The sequence below is a fragment of the Tessaracoccus lacteus genome, from assembly GCF_029917005.1.
Taxonomy (GTDB): Bacteria; Actinomycetota; Actinomycetes; order Propionibacteriales; family Propionibacteriaceae; genus Arachnia; species Arachnia lactea.
The window spans coordinates 2,270,775-2,291,989 of the sequence record NZ_CP123967.1; the positions used below are offsets into that span (position 1 = coordinate 2,270,775).

Consider the following 21,215-nt stretch of genomic DNA (forward strand, 5'->3'; position numbering starts at 1 on the left):
ACAATGCCAAGTAGGCTGTGGATCGTGAGCAACGCAGTGGAGCACCCCAACGCCGCCAGCTGGTCCTTCGCGGAGGACCACGTCGCGCCCTCCCCGGAGGTCGCCGAGGCCCGCGACGAAGCGATCGTAGCCGACCTGACCCCCATCACCACCGGGGTCGCCGCCACCCTGAAGGTCCTGGCCAGGGCCATCGATGCGAAGCATGTCGTCGAGGTCGGGACGCTGATGGGCGCATCGGCGCTCAGCTTCCTGGAGGGCATGGGCGAGGGAGGCATCGTGACCTCCATCGACTCCGAGGCCGACAACCAGCTGCCCGCGCGCAGGTTCATCACCCGGGCCGGCTACCCGTCGTCCCGCTTCCGTCTCATCGCCGGCGCGCCACTCGACGTGCTGCCGAAGCTCCGCGACGGCGCCTACGACATCGTCTTCATCAACGCCGACAAGCTCGAGTACGTCGAGTACGTCGCCGGCTCGCTGCGGCTGCTCCGCCACGGCGGCCTGCTCGTGGTCAACGACGCGCTGTGGCACAACAGGGTCGCCAAGACCTCCGATGAGTCGGACGAGGCCATCATCATCCGCGAGGCGCTCGAAGCCGTCACGAACAGCGAGTCCTACACGCAGGCGCTGCTGCCCGTCGGCAACGGCCTCCTGGTGGCCGTCAAGGACTGACACGCCCGTCGGCGCATCACGCCCCCGGCGCCTCGCGGCGCCGGGGGCGTGTGTCGTGGCGTCAGTCGCGCGGGACGGTGATGCCCTTGCCGACGGTGACGATGCCGTTGTCGGAGACCTGGAATCCCCGGGCACGGTCATGTTCGTGGTCCACGCCGATCTGGACGCCGTCGGGCACGACAACGTTCTTGTCCAGGATCGCGCGGCGCACGACGGCGTCGCGGCCGATGCTCACCGAGTCCATCAGCACCGACTCCGAGATCTGCGCCCACTTCTCGACGCGTACGTTCGGGCTCAGCACCGTCCTGTCGACCTCGCCGCCCGAGATGATGCAGCCGGGCGCGACGATCGAGTCCTCGGCGCGGCCGCGGATGACGAACTTGGCGCCGGGCGCCTGCACCTGGTCGGTCCAGATCGGCCAGTCATCGTTGTACAGGTTGAACTCGGGTTCGACGCTGACCAGGTCCATGTGGGCCTCGTGGAACGCGTCGATCGTGCCCACGTCACGCCAGTAGTTGATGTCCTTCTCGGTGGCGCCGGGGACCTTGTTGTCCTTGAAGTCGTAGACCTGCGCCTGCCCCTGCTCCGTGAACCAGGGGATGATGTTGCCGCCCATGTCGTGGCGCGACGTCGGGTCGTCGCCGTCCTCGCGAAGGGCCTCGACGAGCGCCTTGGTGGTGAAGACGTAGTTGCCCATGGAGGCGAACGACTCGTCGGGCGAGTCCGGCAGCGACGGCGGGTCGGCCGGTTTCTCCAGGAAGCTCTTGATCCTGTGGTCCGCCGCGGCATCGATGATGCCGAACGCTGAGGCTTCGTGCCGCGGCACGCGGATGCCTGCGATCGTCGCAGCGAGTCCGGAGTCGATATGGGCATCCAGCATCTGCTCGATGTCCATTCGGTAGATGTTGTCGGCGCCGAACACGACGATGTAGTCGGGGGCTGCGTCCAGGATCAGGTTCAGCGACTGGTAGATCGCGTCGGCGCTGCCCTGGTACCAGCGTGGGCCGAGGCGCTGCTGGGCGGGCACGGGAGCCACATAGTTTCCCAGCATCGTCGAGAATCGCCACGTCTTGGAGATGTGACGGTCGAGCGAGTGGGACTTGTACTGCGTCAGCACCGCGATCTGTCGCAGGTTGGAGTTCGCCAGGTTCGACAAGACGAAGTCGATCAGGCGGTAGGTGCCTCCGAAGGGCACGGCGGGCTTGGCTCGGTCTGCCGTCAGCGGCATCAGCCGCTTACCCTCACCCCCCGCGAGGACGATGGACAGGACTTCGGGACGTTTCACCATTGATGAACCTATGCGCTCGTTTCCATCTCGACCGGTGGAGACAGCTTGCCCGACGCAAAATGTTCCACACGGTATGGAACGATTGTTACATGACGATCAAGCTATCCGTGCTCACAAGAGAATACCCGCCGACCATTTATGGTGGCGCCGGGGTCCATGTGGCCCAGCTCGTGCCGCAACTGCGCAGGCTCGTCGACGTCGACGTGCAGTGCATGGGCGAGCCTCGCGAGGGAGCGACCGCGCACGCCGAGGACTACCCCGAGGGGGCCAACCAGGCGCTGCGCGTGCTCGGGGCGGACCTGTCGATGGCCGCCGCGATCGGCGACGACATCCAGCTCGTGCACTCCCACACCTGGTACGCCAACATGGCCGGCCACCTCGCCTCGCTGCTGCGCGACATCCCGCACGTCGTGACGGCCCACTCCCTCGAACCGCACCGCCCCTGGAAGGCCGAGCAGCTCGGCGGCGGCTACCGGGTGTCGTCCTGGGCCGAGAAGACCGCCTACGAGGCCGCCGACGCCGTGATCGCGGTCAGCGACGGCATGCGCACGGGCGTGCTGGAGAGCTACCCGGCCCTCGACCCGGAGCGTGTGCATGTCGTGCGCAACGGCATCGACACCGAGGAGTTCAAGCCCGACGCCGGCACGGACGTCGTGACCTCGCTCGACATGGAGCCCGGCCGGCCGTCCGTGGTGTTCGTGGGCAGGATCACGCGGCAGAAGGGCCTTGTCCACCTCGTCCGGGCGGCCCAGCAGTTCGATCCCGACACGCAGCTCGTGCTGCTCGCGGGGGCCCCTGACACCCCGGAGATCGCCGCAGAGTTCGAGGGCGCCTTCGCGGAGCTGAAGGCCTCCCGGACCGCCCCGGTGATCTGGGTCCCCGAGATGCTGCCGCGTCAGTCGGTACGCCAGGTGCTGACCAACGCGTCGGTGTTCGCCTGCCCGTCGGTCTACGAACCGCTCGGCATCGTGAACCTGGAGGCGATGGCCTGCGAGACGCCCGTGGTCGCCAGCGCCGTCGGCGGCATCCCCGAGGTCGTCGTGGACGGCGAGACAGGACTGCTCGTCGACTACGACGCCGCCCTGGCCGGGGATCCCGCCTTCGTGGCCGGATTCGAGGCCGACTTCGCGGCGAAGGTCAATGAGCTGACGCGCGACGGCGACAAGGCACACCGCTTCGGCGTGGCCGGGCGTCAGCGCTGCATCGACGACTTCTCCTGGGCGAAGATCGCCCGTGAGACCGTCGCCGTCTACGAGACGGCGCTCGCCCGACGCGCCTGACGAAATAGCCGGAACCGGGGCCACCTCTTTTCCGGAGTTGGCCCCGGCACCGCCCTACTATTTTCCGTTTAATGTAACTCTCGGCACCGGGAAAACGCCCGGTGACCCGGTCCTTAAATCCCGGTAATAGACAAACGCAGACGGAGCCGCCCCGAGGGGCGGCTCCGTCTGCTCGTTCTACCGATGCGGCTGCTCAGCCGACAACATCCTTGAGCGCGTTGAGCAGGTCGGTCGCCTCAGCGGCGTTCATCTCGACGACGAGGCGGCCGCCGCCATCGACGGGGACCCGCATCACGATCCCGCGGCCCTCCTTCGTGACTTCCATCGGACCGTCACCTGTGCGGGGCTTCATCGCTGCCATCTGCCACCCTCATTCCTTTGAGTCGAACTGTGGTCGTGGCCCCTATTATGTCGCACCGGACCAACTCCCCGCGCCACCATCTGGATTCCGGAGCACGGAAGCGACCTACTCAGGCCGTGGTTGGCTCGGGCGCGACAGCCTGCGCGGGGTCGAACTCAACCCGCGGACGACGCAGGAGCTCGTCGATCACCTGCATGTCGTAGCCCCCGCGTCGGACCACGAACACCGCGTCGGTGGCCGGTCCGGCCGTCCCCGCCGCGATCTCGTCGAGATACGCGTCGACCTCTGTGCGGTCGTAACCGGCGGACGCCGTCGGCAGCCGCGCCTCAGCCAGGAACCCCGCCGTCACAGGGCCGTCGGGAACCCGGCCGCGCGGCCGGTCGAGGACCGGCTCGGTCTGCATCTCTCCGAAGTGGCCGAGCGCCACGTAGGCGGCCGCGCCGAGCACCATCAGGCCGCAGACGATGGCGATCCACATCCCCATGTCAGGCGTTCCCGAACTGTCCAGGCTCGCCCATCGCCGCGACGGCCTCCTCGATGTCGTCGGTGAGCGTCACGAGCTCAAGGTCGGCGGCGGCCACGTAGCCACCTTCCAGCACCGTGTCGCGCACCCAGGCGAGCAGAGGGGACCAGTACGCCGACCCGAACAAGACGACCGGGAAATGGCCGACCTTCCCGGTCTGGATCAGCGTCAGCGCCTCGAACAGCTCGTCGAGGGTCCCGAATCCGCCGGGCATGGTGATGAAGCCCTGGCTGTACTTCAGGAACATGGTCTTTCGGGCGAAGAAGTACCGGAAGTTCACCCCGAGGTTCACGTAGTCGTTCATCCCCTGCTCGTGAGGCAGCTCGATGCCGAGCCCGACCGAGCAGCCGTCGGCTCCGTGCGCGCCCTTGTTGGCCGCCTGCATCACACCGGGGCCGCCGCCCGTGATGACGGCGAAGCCACGCTGCGCGAGCAGGCCGCCGATCCGCTCCGCGGCCTCGTACATGGGGGAATCCACGGGCGTGCGGGCCGACCCGAAGACGGACACGGCGGGCTCGAGGTGGCTCAGCGCGTCGAAGCCCTCCACGAACTCCGACTGGATGCGCAGCACACGCCACGGGTCGCGCTGGTTCCAGGCCGAGCCACGGTGGTGCTGGAGCAGGGACTGGTCCGCCGTCGGCTGGGAGTGTTCCCTGCCGCCGAGCAGGACTGCTCCCTGACGGCGCTTCGGTTCGCTCATCTTGGTCCTCCTGGACTTCAGTTGCCCAGCCAGCGGCGCAGGCCGTCGGCGCAGCGGGTCAGGTCGACGACGGCGCAGAACTCGTCGGCGCGGTGGGCGTAGGCGGGGTCCCCCGGCCCGTAGTTCACGGCGGGGACGCCCAGCGAGCTGAAGCGCGCGACGTCGGTCCAGCCGTACTTGGGGTGGGCTGGCTCGCCGATCGCATCGACAAAGGCCCGTGCGGCGGGCAGGTGCAGCCCGGGCCGCGCAGCGGGTGAGACGTCGGTCACGCGCAGCTCGTAGCCCGCGAACCAGGCGCGGACCCGCGAGAGCGCCTCGTCGGGGGACTTGTCCGGCGCGTAGCGGTAGTTGACGGTCAGCGTGGCTGACGGCGGGATCATGTTGGAGGCCACTCCCCCGGTCACCGCCACCGCGTTGAGGCCCTCGCGGTACAGCAGCCCGTCGACGTCGATCTCCTCGGGCTCGTAGCCCGCCAACGTGATCAGCGCGGGTGTCAGGTCGTGGATCGCGTTGTGTCCCATCCAGGCGCGGGCGCTGTGCGCGGCGACGCCGGCAGCGTCCAGTTCGACGCGGATCGTGCCCTGGCAGCCTCCCTCGATGTGTGCCCCCGTCGGCTCCATCAGCACGGCGAAGTCCGCCTCGACGAGGTCCGGCCGGTTGCGCGACAGGCGCCCGAGCCCGTTGAGCGTGGCGGCCACCTCCTCATGGTCGTAGAAGATCCACGTGATGTCGCGGTTGGGGGCGACCAGTTCGGCGGCGAGAGCAAGCATGACCGCTACGCCGCCCTTCATGTCGCAGGCCCCACGACCCCAGACCCGGTCGCCTGCGGGGTCGACGACGTAGCGGCTCGGCAGGTTGTCGAGCAGCGGCACGGTGTCGAGGTGTCCGGCGATCACGACCCGCTCGGCCAGACCGAGGGTCGTCCGGGCGACAACGCAGTCGCCGTCACGATCCACGCTCAGGTGGGCACTGGAGCGCAGCCGCGCCTCGACGAGGTCGGCGAGCCGCGCCTCGTTCCCCGAGACGGACTCGATGTCCATGATCTCCTGCAGCAGCACGGCGAGGGGCTCGGTCATGCACAAACCCTAGCCGCCCCGGCACAACGTCGGATCAGGTCAGCCGGGTCATCTCCACCGAGACGTACATCTCGGACCCGCTGGCGCCGGTGTAGATGCCCTTGAGCGGCGCGACATCGGAGTAGTCACGGCCGAACCCGACCTCGACGTGGGTCCCGCTCGGGACGGCCTCGTTGGTCGGGTCGTACCCGAGCCACTCCCCGTCGAAGTACTGGATCCAGGCGTGCGACTCGCCGATCTGCACCTCGCCGACCGCGGGGTCTGAGCTCTGCACGACGTAGCCGGACACGTAGCGGGCCGGGATGCCGATGTGCCTGAGCGCCCCGAGCGTCAGGTGCGCGATGTCCTGGCAGACGCCGGCCCCCGCCACCCACACCTCGGCGGCGAGCGTGTGGACCTGCGTGACTCCCGGCAGGTATTCGACGCGTTCCCGCAGCCGGTGCGACAGCTTCTGCACGGCCTCGCCCGGGTTGGCGGAGCTCTTCCGGACTGCGTCGGCGATCCGCACGACGTCGCGGTGCGGCTTGACGTAGCTCGTCTCGCTCAGAAACTCCACGAACCGGTCCCTGAGCCGCGGGTCGGCGAGTCCCTCCCAGCCCACGGGCTCTGCGGCTCGGACGACATCGTGGATGTCGACGGTGGAGGTCGCCACCACACGCAGGTCCTTGTGCGGCTCGTGGATCTCGAACGCGACGGTCGACGTGCCCCAGTAGTCGCGGTAGCTGTGCGTCCACGCGACGGGCGAGATGTCCAGCTTGGAGCTCAGCACGAGTTGCCTGCGCGACGTCAGCGGCGTCATGCGGGCCTCGTTGAAGGAGTCGTTCGCGCCGGTGCCGTAGCGGTAGCCGGTCGTGTGCACGATGCGGTACTGGCTCACCAGAGACCTCCCACCCACTCCGCCGCGGCGGAGCCCTCGAAGTAGCGTGCAGAGATCGACTTCGTCGCCTGCGAGCAGACCACCTGCAGCTTCGCCATCTCCGCGGGAAGGTCCACCTGGATCTCATCTGGGGGCAGGTACTCGAGGCTCGCCCTGGCGGCCCCGAGCAGGCGCGCCGCCGGGTCGTCGGGGCGGATCCGCAGGTTGCTGGGGCCGAGCTGCGTGAGCGCCTGCGTCGCGGTGCCGAGAGTGTAGATCAGCGACCTGGGGAAGAGCCTGTCAAGGATGAGGAACTCGGCGGCGTCGCGCTCGGAGGCGAGCGCCCCGTAGCGCTGCACGAACGCGTGGTGCGCCCCGCATCCGCTCAGCACGTGGTCCCAGGCGCGCGGGGAGTTGCCGGCCAGCGACGGCGTCGACAGCAGCCTCGAGGTCATGTCGAGTCTCTCGATGCTGCGGCCAAGGGTGAGGAACAGCCAACCCTCGTCGTGGCTCATGGTGTTATCGGCGAGCCCGGCGATGACCGCGCAGCGTTCGCGGATGACCTTGAACATCGACGCGGGACGCATGCGCTGCAGGCGGCCGCCCCGTACCGCCAGCCACGTGGTGTTGATCGACTCCCACACCTCCGTCGAGACGGTCTCGCGGGCCCTGCGGGCCGACTCCCGGGCGCTGCCGAGCGCGTTGAGGAAGCTGATCGGCGAGCGCTCGTCGTAGCAGAACTGGTGCAGGACGTCCGGCTGCTCGACGGCCCGCTGCCCCATCAGCAGGAGCAGATCACGGGCTGCCCCGTTGGCGTCGAGCGTGGGATCGTCGAGCCCCTGGTGGAGGTGGACCTCCACGATGCGGCACGTGTCCTCGGCACGCTCGACGTAGCGTCCGATCCAGAACAGCGCCTCGGCGATGCGGCTCAGCACGACCTCTCCCCTCCCTGCGCGGCCACCGCCGCCTGCGACTGCTGCTGCTGCTCGTGCTGATGGCGGATCACGCGGTCGACGATCTGCTCCGACAGAGGCACGGACGGCGGTCGCGCCTCGGCTGGGCGACGCACGTTGACGGTGGGCCTCGTCTCGGTGAGCACCCAGGTGTCCTTCGACCCGCCGCCCTGCGAAGAGTTCACGATGAGCTCTCCCTCCGGCAGAGCCACGCGGGTCAGGCCTCCGGGCAGCACGTACATGCCCTCGGCACCCGCGTTGACGACGAAGGGCCGCAGGTCGACGTGGCGGGGCTTCAGCTGCCCGTCGATCATGGTCGGCACCGTGGACAGCTGCACGACGGGCTGGGCGATCCAGCCACGGGCGTCGCGCAGGATCTGCCTGCGCAGCTTCTCGAGGGTCTCGGCGTTCGCGCGGGGACCGATCACGATGCCCTTGCCACCCGACCCGTCGACGGGCTTGACGACGAGCTCGTCCAGCCGGTCGAGCACCTCCTCGCGGGCCTCCTTCTCCTCGAGCCGCCAGGTGTCGACGCTCGCCAGGATCGGATCCTCGCCGAGGTAGAAGCGGATCAGGTCCGGCATGTAGGTGTAGACGAGCTTGTCGTCGGCGACGCCGTTGCCGACAGCGTTGGCGAGGGTGACGTTGCCGGCCCGGGCGGCGTTCAGCAGCCCGGCGCAGCCGAGCAGCGAGTCGGCCCTGAACACCGCCGGGTCGAGGAAGTCGTCGTCGATGCGCCGGTAGATGACGTGCACCGGCCTCAGCCCACGGGTGGTGCGCAGCGACACGTGTCCGCCGTGCGCAACCAGGTCACGGCCCTCGACGAGTTCGACGCCCATCATGCGTGCCAGCAGCGCGTGCTCGAAGTAGGCCGAGTTGTAGACGCCCGGGGTCAGCACGACGACGGTGGGGTCGGCGACGCCCGACGGGGCGGCCGCCCGCAGCGCCTTGAGCAGCTGCGACGGGTAGTCCTCGACGGGCTGGATGCGGTGCTTGCCCGCCACCTCCGGGAGGGCCGAGTTGATCGCGCGTCGGTTGGTCATCACGTAGGACACACCCGACGGGCAGCGCACGTTGTCCTCGAGCACGCGGTAGACGCCGTCGTCTCCCCGGATGAGGTCGATGCCGGCGACGTGCACACGCACGCCGTTGGGCATCGTGATGCCCGCCATGACCCGGTGGAAGTGTGGCGAGGTCGCCACCACGTGCCGCGGGACGACTCCCTCGGCGAAGCAGCGACCCTCGCTGTAGATGTCGGACAGGAAGGCCTCCATGGCCCTGACGCGCTGCCGGCTGCCCTCCTCGATGTGGGCGAACTCTGCGGCCTGCATGACGCGGGGCACGATGTCGAGCGGGAAGGGGCGCTCCTCGCCGCCGATGTCGAACGTGACGCCTTGGTCGATGTAGACGCTGCGCAGGTACTCGGCCCTGGCGCGGACCTCCTCGATGCCGAGGTCGTCGAGCTCGGCGGCCACGGACGCGAGCTCGGCCCGAACGCCGTCCGGGCCGATCATCTCGTCGTAGGCGGCCTGCCCCCGCGGGTACCCGTCAAACAGCACGCTCATGTCAGAGAGGGTATTGGCTCGATGCGGCCCGGGCGGGCGGGTGCCGCCACAAACTCAGGACTGTAACGCGTGTAACGCCCCCGTCATGCGCCGGAGTTCCGGCCCCGCCGTCGACGACCTCTAGACTGGCCGCATGAGCGATGAGACCCGTTTCGCGTGGGCCTGGGGCCTGGCTACCGTCCACAACACCGGCGCCGTGCTGGACGCCTGGTTCCCCGAGCCGAGGCTCGGCTCCGACGTGACCGACGAGCCGGCGTCGACGCTGGCCGAGGCGCAGGGAGCCGATGAGATCCGCCAGGTGGAGACCCGGGTCGTGCGCGTCGAGATCGACCTCGACGAGGCTCCCGCCAGCGTGGAGGACGCCTACCTGAGGCTCCACCTGCTGAGCTCCCGCCTGGTCGCCCCGCACGGCCTCAACCTGAACGGGCTGTTCGGCGTGCTGCCGAACAACGCCTGGACCACCGTCGGCCCTGTCCGCGTCGTCGACGTGACGCGCGTGCGGGCCCTACTGCGCGCCCGCGGCGAGCAGCTGACCGTCTACGGGATCGACAAGTTCCCGCGCATGGTCGACTACGTCGTTCCCAAGGGCGTGCGCATCGCCGACGCGGACCGCGTCCGGCTCGGCGCCCACCTGGCCGAGGGCACCACCGTGATGCACGAGGGCTTCGTGAACTTCAACGCCGGCACGCTCGGCACGTCCATGGTCGAGGGCCGCATCTCGGCGGGTGTCGTCGTGGGCGACGGCACCGACGTCGGCGGCGGCGCCTCCATCATGGGCACGCTGTCCGGCGGCGGTCAGGAGGTCATCCGGCTGGGCGAGCGGGTGTTGCTCGGGGCCAACTCCGGCATCGGCATCTCGCTGGGCGACGACTGCGTCGTCGAGGCCGGGCTGTACGTCACCGCCGGCACCAAGGTGACACTGGCCGACGGCGCCGTCGTGAAGGCGCGCGAGCTCAGCGGCCAGAACGATCTGCTGTTCCTGCGCGATTCGGTGCACGGCTCGGTGCTGGTGAAGAACCGCCGCGGGTCGAAGGTCGAGCTCAACTCCGCGCTGCACGCGAACTGATGTCGCCGAAGCGCTGGGCCGTTCTCCTCCTCACCGTTGCGCTGCTCGCCGGGCTCGGCTTCGGCGGGTACATCGTCTACGAGAAGGTCCGCCAGCGGCTGACTCCGGAACGCTGCACCGTCGTCGTGGACGACCAGACCGTCACGCTGACGCGGGAGCAGGCCACCAACGCGTCGATCATCGTCGCCGCGTCGGTGAGCAACGGCCTGCCGGAGCGCGCGGCGATCGTCGCCCTCGTGACCGCCTACCAGGAGTCCGGGCTGCGGAACCTCGACTACGGCGACCGCGACTCGGTCGGCCTCTTCCAGCAGCGGCCGTCGCAGGGCTGGGGCACGGTTGAGGAGATCATGGATCCCTGGTACTCCTCGGAGAAGTTCTACGAGGCTCTCACGAAGATCGACGGCTGGGAGGACGTCGACATCAACGACATCGCCCAGAAGGTGCAGATCAGCGCCTACCCCGACGCCTACGGCAAGCACACGGCCAACGCGACCGCGGTGGCGAAGTCGCTGCTCGGCGAGCCCGCGTCGATCAGCTGCGTGAACTTCGAGCTGGCAGACCCGGAGCCCGACGAGTTCGCCGCCGTGTTGGAGGCGATCGACGCCGACTTCGTCGTGGACGGTGACACCGTCACGATCTCCGGCGACGAGGACGAGGTCTGGTCCGGGGTCAACATGGCGATGGCCAACGGCTACGCCGCCGGGCTCTCGCGGGTCGAGGTGCTCGGCAAGGTCTGGACTCCGGACAAGGCCGGCTGGCGCGACGCGGAGACGGACTCCGCCGGCGCGGTCCTGACGCTCGGCTGATCTCAGGGGGTCAGGCCTTCGTCGAGGACGGCCCGCGCCAGCTGCGCTTCGCCTGCGACCCGCAGCGAACCGCCGTCCAGCGGAAGCCGACCCCAGCAGAGCAGCGCCAGGTCCCGCAGGGTGCCGGCTACCTCTACGGCGGGGGCACCGCTCGGCGCACCGGACAGCTCCCACACGTCGTCGGCGGCGACAAGCACGAACCGCGCCACCGGCGGCGACACTCGCGACAGGCGCAGCTGGCGGGGATGCATCACCTCGACGACTTCCGCGACGCAGTCGCGCCACAGATAGTCGTCGGCCTCGGTCTGCAGGCCGCCCGCGGTGCGCAGGTCCCACAGGTGGATCAGGGTCTCGAGCTTCTGCCTGCGGTCCCAGAACTCGACGGTGCCCGAGAGCTCCCCCGGGGCTGCCCCGTCGTCGAGGAGGGTCCAGGCAGGCTGCCTGGGGTCGAGGCCGGCGAGAGTCGCTGCGAGAACACCGGCGTGGGTCGCGTATTCCTCACTCGTTGCGAGCATGTCACGGCCGAGCGGATGCTCCCTGGTCCGTGACGCCTGCGCCGCGGCCCAGTGATGCACGCGGGCGAGGTGGTTGACGAGGTTGCGCGCCTTCCACCGCCCGCCCCACGGCATGGGGGCGTCGGGGGACACCTCGTCGATCGAGTCCCGGAACTGCTCCTGGAGCAGAGTGAGGGCGTAGAGGTCTGGCCTGTCGGATCCGGGCATGGCGCCATCCTGCCGGGGCGCCGGGTCGCGGCGCCGGCCGTCTCAGGCCCGTGGGCTCAGGCGAACCTCGCGGCCGCTGCGGCGATCCGCTCGTCGGTCGCCGTCAGCGCGATGCGCACGTGGTCGGCGGCCGCGGGGCCGTAGAAGTCGCCGGGTGCGGCCAGGATCCCGCGCTCGGCGAGCCAGGCGACGGTGTCGCGGCAGTTCTCGCCACGGGTGCCCCACAGGTACAGGGCACCCTCGGAGTGGTCGATCGTGAATCCGGCGCCCTCGAGGGCCGGGCGCAGCAGCGCGCGGCGGGCCAGGTAGCGTTCCCGCTGCTGGTCCACGTGGTCCTGGTCCCCCAGCATGGCGACCATTGCCGCCTGCACGGGCCGGGGCAGCATCATGCCGAGGTGTTTGCGCACGGCGACGAGTTCCAGCACCACGGAGGGGTCGCCCGCGACGAACGCGGCGCGGTAGCCGGCCGCGTTCGAGCGCTTTGAGAGAGAGTGGACCGCCAGCAACCCCGTGAGATCGCCGTCGTTGACGCGCGGGTCGAGCACCGAGACGGGCTCGGCGTCCCAGCCGAACTCTCCATAGCACTCGTCGCTGGCGAGCACCGCGCCCAGTTCGCGGGCGCGGGCAGCGAAGGCGCGCAGCTCGTCGACGCCGAGGATCCTGCCCGTCGGGTTGGCCGGGGAGTTCACCCAGATCAGCCGGGCGTCGGCCGGGATCTCCGCGGGGTCGTCGAGCGCGACGGGCCTGGCCCCGGCCGTCAGCGCGCCGACGGCGTAGGTCGGGTAGGCGCAGGCGGGGAACACGACCGCGTCGTCGGCGCCGAGGCCGAGCAGGGTCGGCAGCCAGGCGACGAGTTCCTTGGAGCCGACGGTCACCATGACGGACTCGTCTGCGAGCGGCACCGATCCCCAGCGCGACTCGAGGTAGCCGGCGATGGCGCGGCGGGTGGCCGGGTCCCCCCACACCGTCGGGTAGCCCGGCGACTGCCCGGCCGCCGCGAGCGCGTCGATGACGAGCTCAGGCGTCGGGTCGACGGGCGTGCCGACGGACAGGTCGACGATGCCGCCCGGATGCGCCGACGCGACGCGCCGGGCCTCGGCGATCGTGTCCCAGGGGAAGTCGGGCAGGCGGGAGCCCAGCCCCGACATCACTCGCCCTGAGGCGGCAGCGCGACGACGGCCGGGTGGTCCTTGTCCATCGCGCCGAGCTTCGCGGCGCCGCCCGGGGAGCCCAGGTCGTCGAAGAACTGCACGTTGATGTCGTAGAACTCGGCCTGCTCCTCGGGGACGTCATCCTCGTAGTAGATGGCCTCGACGGGGCAGACGGGCTCACAGGCGCCGCAGTCGACACACTCCTCCGGGTGGATGTAGAGCATGCGGTTGCCTTCGTAGATGCAGTCCACGGGGCATTCCTCGACGCAGGCGCGGTCCTTCACGTCGACGCAGGGCAGGCCGATGATGTACGTCACTTTATTTGACTCCTTGGAGAGGCGCTGACGCCTGACAGCTTAGCGCCTGTTCGTTGCTAAATTCGCGGTCGCCCTACTCGCAGACGATCTGGTCGCCCGCACTGTAGGTCCATGTGAAGGGCTCGCGGCGAACGACCTTCCCGTCCATGTAGAACAGCCGCGAGTAGTTGACGGTGAATCCCTGGATGGCCGCCTGGGGGCTGCAGTTGGCCGCCGTGACGGTGCGTTTGGTACCCGAGTAGAAGTTCGACTTCTTCAGCTCGGAGGACTCGACCTTGTCCCAGGTCCGCTTGGACCAGATCCTGAACGTGATGGAGCCTCGGCTGCTGCCGCTGGACTTGTTGATGTAGCCCTGGATGATCGAGGGGTACTCCGTGTCGTTCTGGAAGCGCATGTCGAGGCTGCCGTAGTAGACGGTGGCCTCCCGGCCGGCCGGGTAGCGGTCGAAGTACAGGGAGTGCGGCTTGTGCTCGATGTCCTTGTAGCCCGCGAAGAAGGCGGCGTTGAAGAGCGTCGTCGCCGACTGGGAGATGCCGCCGCCGGACTCCTTCACCAGGCGGCCGCCGTTGATGACGTAGCCGTCGACGTAGCCGTTGGCCGGGGTGCGCTCCCCGAGGGTGTCGTTGAGCGAGAAGATGTCGCCGGGCATCAGCACGGTGCCGTTGACGCTGCTGGCGGCCCGGCCGAGGTTGGTGTTGCGGTAGTCGGCGTGCGGGTAGTACGTCGTAAACTCGCCGATGACCTCGAAATCCTTGACGTCCGCCTGGGCCTCCTTGGTCGTATAGTCTGGCTCCTCCTTGGTGGCCGTGACCTCGGCGGTGCGCGCGTCGCCCGTGGCGGTCGCCGTCTTCTCGACCGCCTCCATGAAGGAGTCCTGGTCGAGGGACTGGCCCGTCTTCGCCTTTACGACGACGACCTCGCCGCCGGAGAACTTGAAGCTCGCGTCCTTGGCGGACGTCAGCTTCAGGGAGCGCTGCGCCTCCCTGGTGTCCTTGAACAGCTTGGCCCCGTCGAGGGAACCGACCAGCTTGCCGTCCTTGACCGCGAAGGAGGCGACTGCGGCGAGCGAGCCGGGTGCGATCTCCATGGAGTCGTCGCCGAGCGTCAGGGTGACGGGCCCGCTGACGAGCGGGTGGGCGAAGTTGTCGACGGCCTCGGCCACCATGGCGTCTGTGACCGCCGGTGCGGTGGCGGTGACGGGGGCCTGGACCGTGTTCCGGCCGGCCTCCCATGCCTGACTCGTGGCGTCGACGGCGGCGTCGACATCGAGCACGGTCGCGTCGACCGCCCCGGTCGTGACGACCTTGCCCTCCTTGAACGAGATGCTCGCGTCGGTGCCCTTGACCTCGAACTCGTCGGCCGTGGCTGCGACGGCCGCGCTCAGCTTGTCTTCGTCGACAGTGCGGACCAGGTCGATCTCGTGGCCGCCGGTGAAGGTCGTGACGATCTCGAGGGGGTTCCAGCTGAACCCTCCCCCGGCCTCGCGTACCGTGGCGTCGTAGTCGACGCCGAGCCCGGCGTCAGCGGGGTCCAGGGTGGCGGAGTGGGAGCCGTCGACGAGTGAGACGGGCTTGGCGACACTGTCGCTCAGCTCGGATTCGAGGGTCTGCCTCGCCTGCTCCGGCGACATGCCGCCGATGGCGACGCCCGACACGGATGCCCTGGCCGGAAGCTGGTTGCCCGCGACGAAGTAGGACGCGACGTATGCGCCGCCCACCACGGCGACGAGCCCGATGCCGATCCCGATGCCGACCTTTGCAGACTTCTTCACAAGACTCTCCTCAGCGACCTCGGCGGTCGCACCAGTCCAACATCGTACGGAACGCGACTGTGTGACTCAAAGAGCCGTCTGCGGATCACTTCAGGCGGAAGGCCCACGGGGTGCTGAGCACGCCGGGCGCGACGATTCCCACACGGCCGAGCAGGGTCGTGACCATCGACTCGATGCCGCCGAGGTTCGCCCCGGAGCCCGTGTGCTCGCTGGATCTGGCGGGTCGGAGCAGTTGTGCGAGGCCGTTCTCCCCTAGATGCGTCACGCGAGCCTTCGACTCGTCGATGCCGGCGAGTGCGCAGGCCCGCTCGATGGCGCGCCGCCGACCGCCGATATGGTCCACCAGGCCCCGGGTGCGGGCGTCCTCGCCGGTCCAGACCCGGCCGCGCGCAAGCTTCTCCAGGTCGTCGTAGTCCATGCCCCGGTCCCGTGCCGCGAAGGTCGTGAAGTCCAGGTAGACGCGGTCGAGCCAGCGGTCGAGCCGCTCCCAGTCGGCGTCGCTGAACGGGGTCGCAGGAGAGAAGGTGCCGGCGGCCTCGCTGAACGGCAGGGTCTCGCGGACCAGTCCGAGCCTCTCGTAGAGGCCCTGCGTGACGACCTTGCCGCCAAGGACGCCGATGGAACCGGTCAGGGTGGCGGCCTGTGCGACGATCTCGTTGCTCGCCATCGAGACGTAGTAGCCGCCGGAGGCCGCCATGGTGCCCATGTGCGCGACGACCGGCTTGCCCGCCTGCCTCAGCCTCAGAACCGAGCGACGGATGAAGTCGGAGGCCACGGCAGACCCCCCGGGCGAGTCGACGGCGAACACGACGGCGCGGACCTCGTCGTCGCGCAGGGCGTGGCGCAGCTGCTCGTCGACCACGTCCGCGCCGGCGGACTGGCCACCGGTCAACGAGCGGGTTCCGCGGCCGGTGACGATGGCACCGCGCAGCGTGACGACGGCGACCTTCGGCTGCGAACGGCGCAGCTTCGCGAGCCTGGCTGCGGGCGTCGTGTGCCGGTGCGCGAACACCAGGGCCTCGGGTGCGGCGCCCCATTCCTCGAGCGCGGCGGCGTAGGCCTCGTCGCGGTAGCCGATGCGGTCGATGAGTCCGAGCTCGAGCGCCCGCTCCGGGTCGACCGGCGACGCATCCATCGCCGAGCGGACGATCGTCTCGTCGACCGAGCGGCGGCGGGCGATCGCCGCCACGAGCCCGTCGGTGATGGACTCGCCGATCCGCTGCATCATCTCCCGGTGCGGTCCGGTGACGGTCTCCGCGGAGTAGGTGTTGGCCGCCGTCTTGTACTCGTGGCGCTGGCCGAACTGGGGGGTCAGGCCTGCCTTCTCGAAGAGTCCGCGCAGCAGTGTGATCTCAAGCTGGAGTCCTTCGATGCTTAGCATCCCCGTTGGCTGGACCCAGACGCGGTGCGCTGCGGCGGCGACGGCGTACGCGACGAGGCCGCCGCTGAGTTCGCCGAACGACTCGGCCCAGGCCATGGTCGGCCGATGCCTGCCGAAGGTCTCGATGAGCTCGGCGACCTCCTCGGCGTGCGCCAGGTCGAGGCCCGGCACGGCGTGCACGATGAGGCCGCGCACGTGCTCGTCGGTCGCGGCGTCGGCGAGGTGGTCGCGCAGGCCCTGCAGGGTGGGGCTGTTGATCAGCTGGATCGCTTCGAGCGGATTGTCCGGCCGGGCGGTCAGCACCCCGCGCGCCAGGTCCAGCTCGAGGACCACCTGCCTGTCACGTCCGAGGACATCGAAGACTGCCATGCGTCCCAGCTTACGGAAGGGCGGAAACGCGACGCGGGCCCTCCCAGAGGGGAAGGGCCCGCATCTGGCAGCGGCTGATCAGCCGAGCAGCGAGGTGGCGGTGGCGGCCACGTTGTCGGCGGTGATGCCGAACTCCTCGAAGCACTTCGCACCCGACGCGGAGGCGCCGAAGTGCTCAATGCTCACCGAGGCGCCGGCCGGGCCGACGTACTTGGCCCAGCCCATGGCGATGCCGGCCTCGACGCTGACGCGCGCGGTGACGGCAGCGGGGAGCACGGACTCCTTGTACTCGGTGCTCTGCTCGTCGAACCACTCCTGGCAGGGCATGGACACGACGCGGGTCGGCACGCCGGCGGCCTGCAGCTTCTCCTGCGCGGCCAGCGCGACGGGGACCTCGGAGCCGGTGGCGATGAGGATGACCTTGAGGTCACCCTCTTCCTCGCTCAGGACGTACGCGCCCTTCGCGACGCCCTCCGCGGAGGCGTAGCGCTCACCGCGGGCGACGATCGGGAGGTCCTGACGCGACAGGATGAGGCCGGCGGGGCGGTCGTTGCGGCGCAGGATCTCGCCCCACGCGACCGAGGTCTCGTTGGCGTCGGCGGGACGCACGATGTCGAGGCCGGGGATGGCGCGCAACGCGGCCAGGTGCTCGATCGGCTGGTGCGTCGGGCCGTCCTCGCCGACGCCGACGGAGTCGTGCGACCAGACGAAGATCGACGGGACCTTCATGAGCGCGGCGAGCCGGACGGCGGGGCGCATGTAGTCCGCGAAGACGAGGAACGTGCCGCCGTAGGGGCGGGTCAGGCCGGACACGGCGATGCCGTTGAGGATGCCGCCCATGGCGTGCTCGCGGATGCCGAAGTGCAGCGTGCGGCCGTACTCGTTGCCCGACCATTCCTTGGTGGTGCGGTGTGCGGGCAGGAAGGACGGCTCGCCCTTCATGGTGGTGTTGTTCGAGCCTGCCAGGTCGGCGGAGCCGCCCCAGAGCTCGGGCAGCTGGTCTGCCAGCGCGGAGAGGACCTCGCCGGAGGCGGCGCGGGTGGACTTCTTGCCCTCCTCGAACACCGGCAGGCTCAGCGTCTCGGGCAGCTTCCCGGCCTGGACGCGCTGCAGCAACGCGACCTTCTCGGGGTTGGCCTTGGTCCAGGCCTCGAACTTCTCGTCCCACGCGGTGCGGGCGGCCTTGCCGCGGGCCGCGACGTTGGCGCGGGCAGCGTCGACGGCGTCCTGGTCGACGGCGAAGGGCTTCTGCTCGAAGCCGAGCACCTCCTTGAGGGCGGCGATCTCGTCGGAGCCGATCTTGGAGCCGTGCACAGCGTGGTTGCCCTGCTTGTTCGGCAGCGGCCAGCCGATGACGGTGGTCAGCTTGATGAAGCTGGGCTTGTCGGTGACGGCCTTGGCGGCCTCGATGGCGTTGTAGAGCGCCTCGACGTCCTCGCGGTACTCGGTGCCGCCGTTCGTCCAGTCGACGTGCTGCACGTGCCACCCGTAGGCGGCGTAGCGGGCCTCGACGTCCTCGGTGAACGAGATGTCGGTCTCGCCCTCGATCGTGATGCGGTTGTCGTCGTAGATCAGGACGAGGTTGCCGAGTTCCTGCGTCGCGGCGAGTGACGAGGCCTCGGAGGAGACGCCCTCCTGCAGGCAGCCGTCGCCGGCGATCGTGTAGACGTAGTGGTCGAACAGGGACTCGCCGGCCGGCGCGTCGGGCTCGAACAGGCCGCGCTCACGGCGGGCGGCCATGGCCATGCCGACGGCGTTGCTGATGCCGGCGCCCAGCGGGCCGGTGGTGGTCTCGACGAAGGCGGTGTGCCCGTACTCGGGGTGGCCGGGCGTCTTCGCGCCCCAGGTGCGCAGCGACTCGAGGTCGCCGAGCTCGAGGCCCAGGCCGCCGAGGTACAGCTGGGTGTACTGGGTCAGGGACGCGTGGCCCGCAGACAGCACGAACCGGTCGCGACCGATCCACTTGTCGTCAGTCGGGTCGGTGTTCATGACCTTCTGGTACAGCAGGTACGCCACGGGCGCCAGGGAGATCGGGGTGCCGGGGTGGCCGTTGCCGACCTTCTCCACGGCGTCGGCCGCCAGGATGCGCGCCGTGTCAACGGCTCGGGCGTCCTTGTCCGTCCACTCAAAAGTCACAGTTGGTCCTTACCTAGGGGTGCTTCTCTGCGCAACAAATCCTATCGTGCGGGCTCTCGGTGGACCCAACGGCATCTGCTCAGTCCTGGGGGAACGGCCACGAAACCGTGTCGAGATCGACCGCGTCGATTGTCGGGGTCGGATCCTCCACCTGCCCTGCCTCGGCCGGCTCGGAGGGAAGGCCGGGGTCGACCGGGCGGATGGTCTCGCCGAGCGCCTCGCGGACGAGCTTCTGGATCCCCTCGGCGGAGGATCCATCGAACATGCGGGTCTCCGGCATGGCTCAGGCCTCCTTCGTGACGGGGGGCTCCGCCGACCACGGGAAGACGATCCACTCGTCGGTGGCGCACCACACGTAGTCGGGCTGGATCAACGTGCGGGACTTGGAGTAGAGGACCGCGGAGCGGACCTCCCCGCCGAAGCCGCGCAGCAGCTTGATGACCAGGCCGAGGGTGCGGCCGGAGTCGGCGACATCGTCGACCACGAGGATCTTCTTGCCGACGATGGAGTCGGTGTCGAGCATCGGGGCGAGCAGCACCGGGTCGGGCAGGGTCTGGTTGACGTCCGTGTAGAACTCGACGTTGATCGCGTCGCACAGCTTGACGCCCAGCGCGTAGGTCAGCGCTCCGGCCAGGGGCAGGCCGCCGCGGGCGACGCCGATGATCACCTCCGGTTCGAAGCCCGAGTAGGCGATGTCCTGCGCGAGTTCGCGCGACGCGGACCCGAACCCGTCCCAGGTCAGGATCTCTTTTGTCATCAGTTCATTGGAGTCCGCGTGGTAAGCCATGGACGTATGGTAGTCGGGCGGATTTTCCGGCCGGCGGGAGGTCCACGTCAGGCGAGGGGTCGCCCCCACCGTCGAGGATCAGGGTCATGAACACCACCGTGCGCCACTGACCGAACTTGAGCCCGACCTCCGGGAGTCTGCCGGTCTCCTCGAAGCCGAGCCTGCGGTGGAACTCGATGGAGGCTTCGTTGGTTGCGTCGATGACGCCGACCATGACGTGCACGTTGCGGCCCAGCGCGTGGTCGATCAGCGCATTCATCAGCATCCGGCCGCCGCCGACCGCACGCCGCCCCTCGGCGATGTAGACGCTGTGCTCGACCGTGTGGACGTAGCCGGCGAGGCTCCTGAAGGGTCCATAGGCTGCGTACCCGACGACCTCACCGTCGTCCTCGAGCACCAGCACCGGCTGCTCGGCGACCACATGCGCCTCGAGCCATGCACGGCGGTCCTCGACCGAGACGGGATCCAGTGCGTACGAGGCGGTCGTGCCGACGCCGGCCGTGTTGTAGATCTCCGTGATGGTGTCGATGTCGCGCGCGGACGCGGGCCTGATGGTGAGCATGTCCGCGATCCTAAGTGAGTCACCGGCGGCCCCGGTACGGTTGTCCCATGCCCGCGACCGTCTCAGCCGATGTCCATCGACTCAGCGGCCGGTGGGGCCGTCTCGACATGCACGCACTCGGCGCGACGGTGACGTCGTGGGCACCGGGGGGAGTCGAGCAGATCTTCACCTGTGAGGACGCCGAACCCTCGCCCGGCCGGATGTGGCACGGCGGCATCCCCATCTGCGCCCCATGGTTCGGCAGCGGCATGGGGCTCGACTGGGAGGTGCCGTTCCGCCACGGTCTCGTCTCGCGCGTCGCATGGCAGGTGGTGCACAGCACGTCCGGCGACGACGGCGCCACGATCGTGCTGCGCACGGACGCGAGATCGACGCGCCACCTCGCCGGATCGGACAGATTCCCCGCGGACCTCGGCTACGAGCTGCGGGCGGAGGCGGACGCGCGCGAGCTGGCGCTGAGCCTGACGATCACGAGCCCGACCCAGCCAACCCGGATCGAGGCCATGTTCCACCCGTACCTTGCCGTCGACGTGCCGACCGCCCGCCTCGCCGGGCTCGGCGGCATCGAGTACCGCGACTTCAGCGACGGGACGGAGGGTGTCGAGGTGGCGAGCCTGCGCGTGGACGGGGCGCTGGACCGCGTCTACGCCGCGGCCGCCCCGGCCACGGTCACCGACGCGTCGGGCAGCCTCGAGGTCGTCCCGGAGGGGGCGGCCACTGCCGTGGTGTGGAACCCGGGCATCGTCGACGGCCGCTTCGCCGCGGGCGAGGGGCAGCGCTTCCTGTGCATGGAGTTCGGCAACGCCGCCGCCGGCGCCGTCGACCTGCCGGCCGGCGGATCCCACCGCCTGGGGATCCGCCTGACCCGCGCCTGAC

General features: G+C 69.5%; 22 protein-coding genes. 5 read left to right on the top strand and 17 right to left on the bottom strand.

The window, feature by feature from the left end; genetic code table 11:
* Nucleotides 1-3 precede the first annotated feature (3 nt).
* Nucleotides 4-669, top strand: a complete 666-nt coding sequence (locus QH948_RS10575; RefSeq protein ID WP_438874092.1) for an O-methyltransferase — start codon at nt 4-6, stop codon at nt 667-669.
* Between the two features lie 61 nt (nt 670-730).
* Here the strand turns inward: QH948_RS10575 and glgC are convergent, their stop codons facing one another.
* Entirely contained in the window at nt 731-1,957 is a 1,227-nt protein-coding gene (glgC, locus tag QH948_RS10580; RefSeq protein ID WP_281144352.1) for a glucose-1-phosphate adenylyltransferase, read from the bottom strand.
* A gap of 95 nt (nt 1,958-2,052) precedes the next feature.
* On the opposite strand from glgC, the gene glgA reads away from it, so the two are divergent.
* Nucleotides 2,053-3,237: a glycogen synthase gene (glgA, locus tag QH948_RS10585; protein WP_281146184.1), complete on the top strand. Its 1,185-nt coding sequence runs from the start codon at nt 2,053-2,055 to the stop codon at nt 3,235-3,237.
* A 193-nt stretch (nt 3,238-3,430) separates the two neighbouring features.
* Here the strand turns inward: glgA and QH948_RS10590 are convergent, their stop codons facing one another.
* The 7 genes from QH948_RS10590 to QH948_RS10620 form a co-directional block, all read right to left on the bottom strand.
* The gene (locus tag QH948_RS10590; protein ID WP_124844022.1) at nt 3,431-3,598 is read right to left on the bottom strand and encodes a DUF3117 domain-containing protein; all 168 of its coding nucleotides are present in this window, start codon (nt 3,596-3,598) and stop codon (nt 3,431-3,433) included.
* 109 nt (nt 3,599-3,707) lie between these two features.
* Entirely contained in the window at nt 3,708-4,082 is a 375-nt protein-coding gene (locus QH948_RS10595) for a DivIVA domain-containing protein (RefSeq protein ID WP_281144353.1), read from the bottom strand.
* A 1-nt stretch (nt 4,083) separates the two neighbouring features.
* Nucleotides 4,084-4,821 carry an LOG family protein gene (locus QH948_RS10600; protein WP_281144354.1) on the bottom strand — a complete coding sequence of 246 codons (738 nt, stop codon included), beginning with the start codon at nt 4,819-4,821 and terminating at the stop codon, nt 4,084-4,086.
* Between the two features lie 17 nt (nt 4,822-4,838).
* A complete protein-coding gene (dapE, locus tag QH948_RS10605) occupies nt 4,839-5,897 on the bottom strand; it encodes a succinyl-diaminopimelate desuccinylase (RefSeq protein WP_281144355.1) in 1,059 nt (352 codons plus the stop codon).
* A 34-nt stretch (nt 5,898-5,931) separates the two neighbouring features.
* A complete protein-coding gene (locus QH948_RS10610) occupies nt 5,932-6,774 on the bottom strand; it encodes a transglutaminase family protein (RefSeq protein WP_281144356.1) in 843 nt (280 codons plus the stop codon).
* On the bottom strand, nt 6,771-7,688 hold the full coding sequence (locus tag QH948_RS10615; RefSeq protein WP_281144357.1) for an alpha-E domain-containing protein: 918 nt from the start codon (nt 7,686-7,688) through the stop codon (nt 6,771-6,773). Before QH948_RS10615 ends, QH948_RS10610 begins: the two co-directional genes overlap by 4 nt.
* Entirely contained in the window at nt 7,682-9,271 is a 1,590-nt protein-coding gene (locus tag QH948_RS10620; RefSeq protein ID WP_281144358.1) for a circularly permuted type 2 ATP-grasp protein, read from the bottom strand. The genes QH948_RS10615 and QH948_RS10620 overlap by 7 nt, the downstream gene beginning before the upstream one ends.
* A gap of 133 nt (nt 9,272-9,404) precedes the next feature.
* Here QH948_RS10620 and dapD point away from each other — a divergent pair, with 133 nt between their 5' ends.
* Together dapD and QH948_RS10630 are read left to right on the top strand one after the other, a co-directional pair.
* Entirely contained in the window at nt 9,405-10,337 is a 933-nt protein-coding gene (gene dapD, locus QH948_RS10625) for a 2,3,4,5-tetrahydropyridine-2,6-dicarboxylate N-succinyltransferase (RefSeq protein ID WP_219083478.1), read from the top strand.
* Complete coding sequence (locus QH948_RS10630) at nt 10,337-11,143, top strand: hypothetical protein (RefSeq protein ID WP_281144359.1); 807 nt, start codon at nt 10,337-10,339, stop codon at nt 11,141-11,143. Before dapD ends, QH948_RS10630 begins: the two co-directional genes overlap by 1 nt.
* Before the next feature lie 2 nt (nt 11,144-11,145).
* On the opposite strand, the gene QH948_RS10635 is transcribed toward QH948_RS10630, so the two are convergent.
* The 9 genes from QH948_RS10635 to QH948_RS10675 form a co-directional block, all read right to left on the bottom strand.
* Complete coding sequence (locus tag QH948_RS10635) at nt 11,146-11,865, bottom strand: maleylpyruvate isomerase family mycothiol-dependent enzyme (RefSeq protein ID WP_281144360.1); 720 nt, start codon at nt 11,863-11,865, stop codon at nt 11,146-11,148.
* Nucleotides 11,866-11,921: 56 nt separating this feature from the next.
* Nucleotides 11,922-13,013: a succinyldiaminopimelate transaminase gene (gene dapC, locus QH948_RS10640; RefSeq protein ID WP_281144361.1), complete on the bottom strand. Its 1,092-nt coding sequence runs from the start codon at nt 13,011-13,013 to the stop codon at nt 11,922-11,924.
* Nucleotides 13,013-13,333, bottom strand: coding sequence for a ferredoxin (gene fdxA / locus QH948_RS10645; protein WP_219083474.1), 321 nt, complete (start codon nt 13,331-13,333; stop codon nt 13,013-13,015). The genes dapC and fdxA overlap by 1 nt, the downstream gene beginning before the upstream one ends.
* Before the next feature lie 73 nt (nt 13,334-13,406).
* Complete coding sequence (locus QH948_RS10650; protein WP_281144362.1) at nt 13,407-15,104, bottom strand: VanW family protein; 1,698 nt, start codon at nt 15,102-15,104, stop codon at nt 13,407-13,409.
* Between the two features lie 85 nt (nt 15,105-15,189).
* A complete protein-coding gene (locus QH948_RS10655; protein ID WP_281144363.1) occupies nt 15,190-16,854 on the bottom strand; it encodes a S49 family peptidase in 1,665 nt (554 codons plus the stop codon).
* Nucleotides 16,855-16,932: 78 nt separating this feature from the next.
* On the bottom strand, nt 16,933-18,990 hold the full coding sequence (gene tkt / locus QH948_RS10660; RefSeq protein ID WP_281144364.1) for a transketolase: 2,058 nt from the start codon (nt 18,988-18,990) through the stop codon (nt 16,933-16,935).
* 79 nt (nt 18,991-19,069) lie between these two features.
* Nucleotides 19,070-19,270 (bottom strand): hypothetical protein, encoded by a 201-nt coding sequence (locus QH948_RS10665; protein WP_281144365.1) that lies wholly within the window; start codon nt 19,268-19,270, stop codon nt 19,070-19,072.
* Between the two features lie 3 nt (nt 19,271-19,273).
* Nucleotides 19,274-19,777: a phosphoribosyltransferase gene (locus tag QH948_RS10670; protein ID WP_281144366.1), complete on the bottom strand. Its 504-nt coding sequence runs from the start codon at nt 19,775-19,777 to the stop codon at nt 19,274-19,276.
* A complete protein-coding gene (locus tag QH948_RS10675) occupies nt 19,752-20,339 on the bottom strand; it encodes a GNAT family N-acetyltransferase (RefSeq protein ID WP_281144367.1) in 588 nt (195 codons plus the stop codon). Before QH948_RS10675 ends, QH948_RS10670 begins: the two co-directional genes overlap by 26 nt.
* Before the next feature lie 47 nt (nt 20,340-20,386).
* Here QH948_RS10675 and QH948_RS10680 point away from each other — a divergent pair, with 47 nt between their 5' ends.
* A complete protein-coding gene (locus QH948_RS10680; RefSeq protein WP_281144368.1) occupies nt 20,387-21,214 on the top strand; it encodes an aldose epimerase family protein in 828 nt (275 codons plus the stop codon).
* Nucleotide 21,215 lies beyond the last annotated feature (1 nt).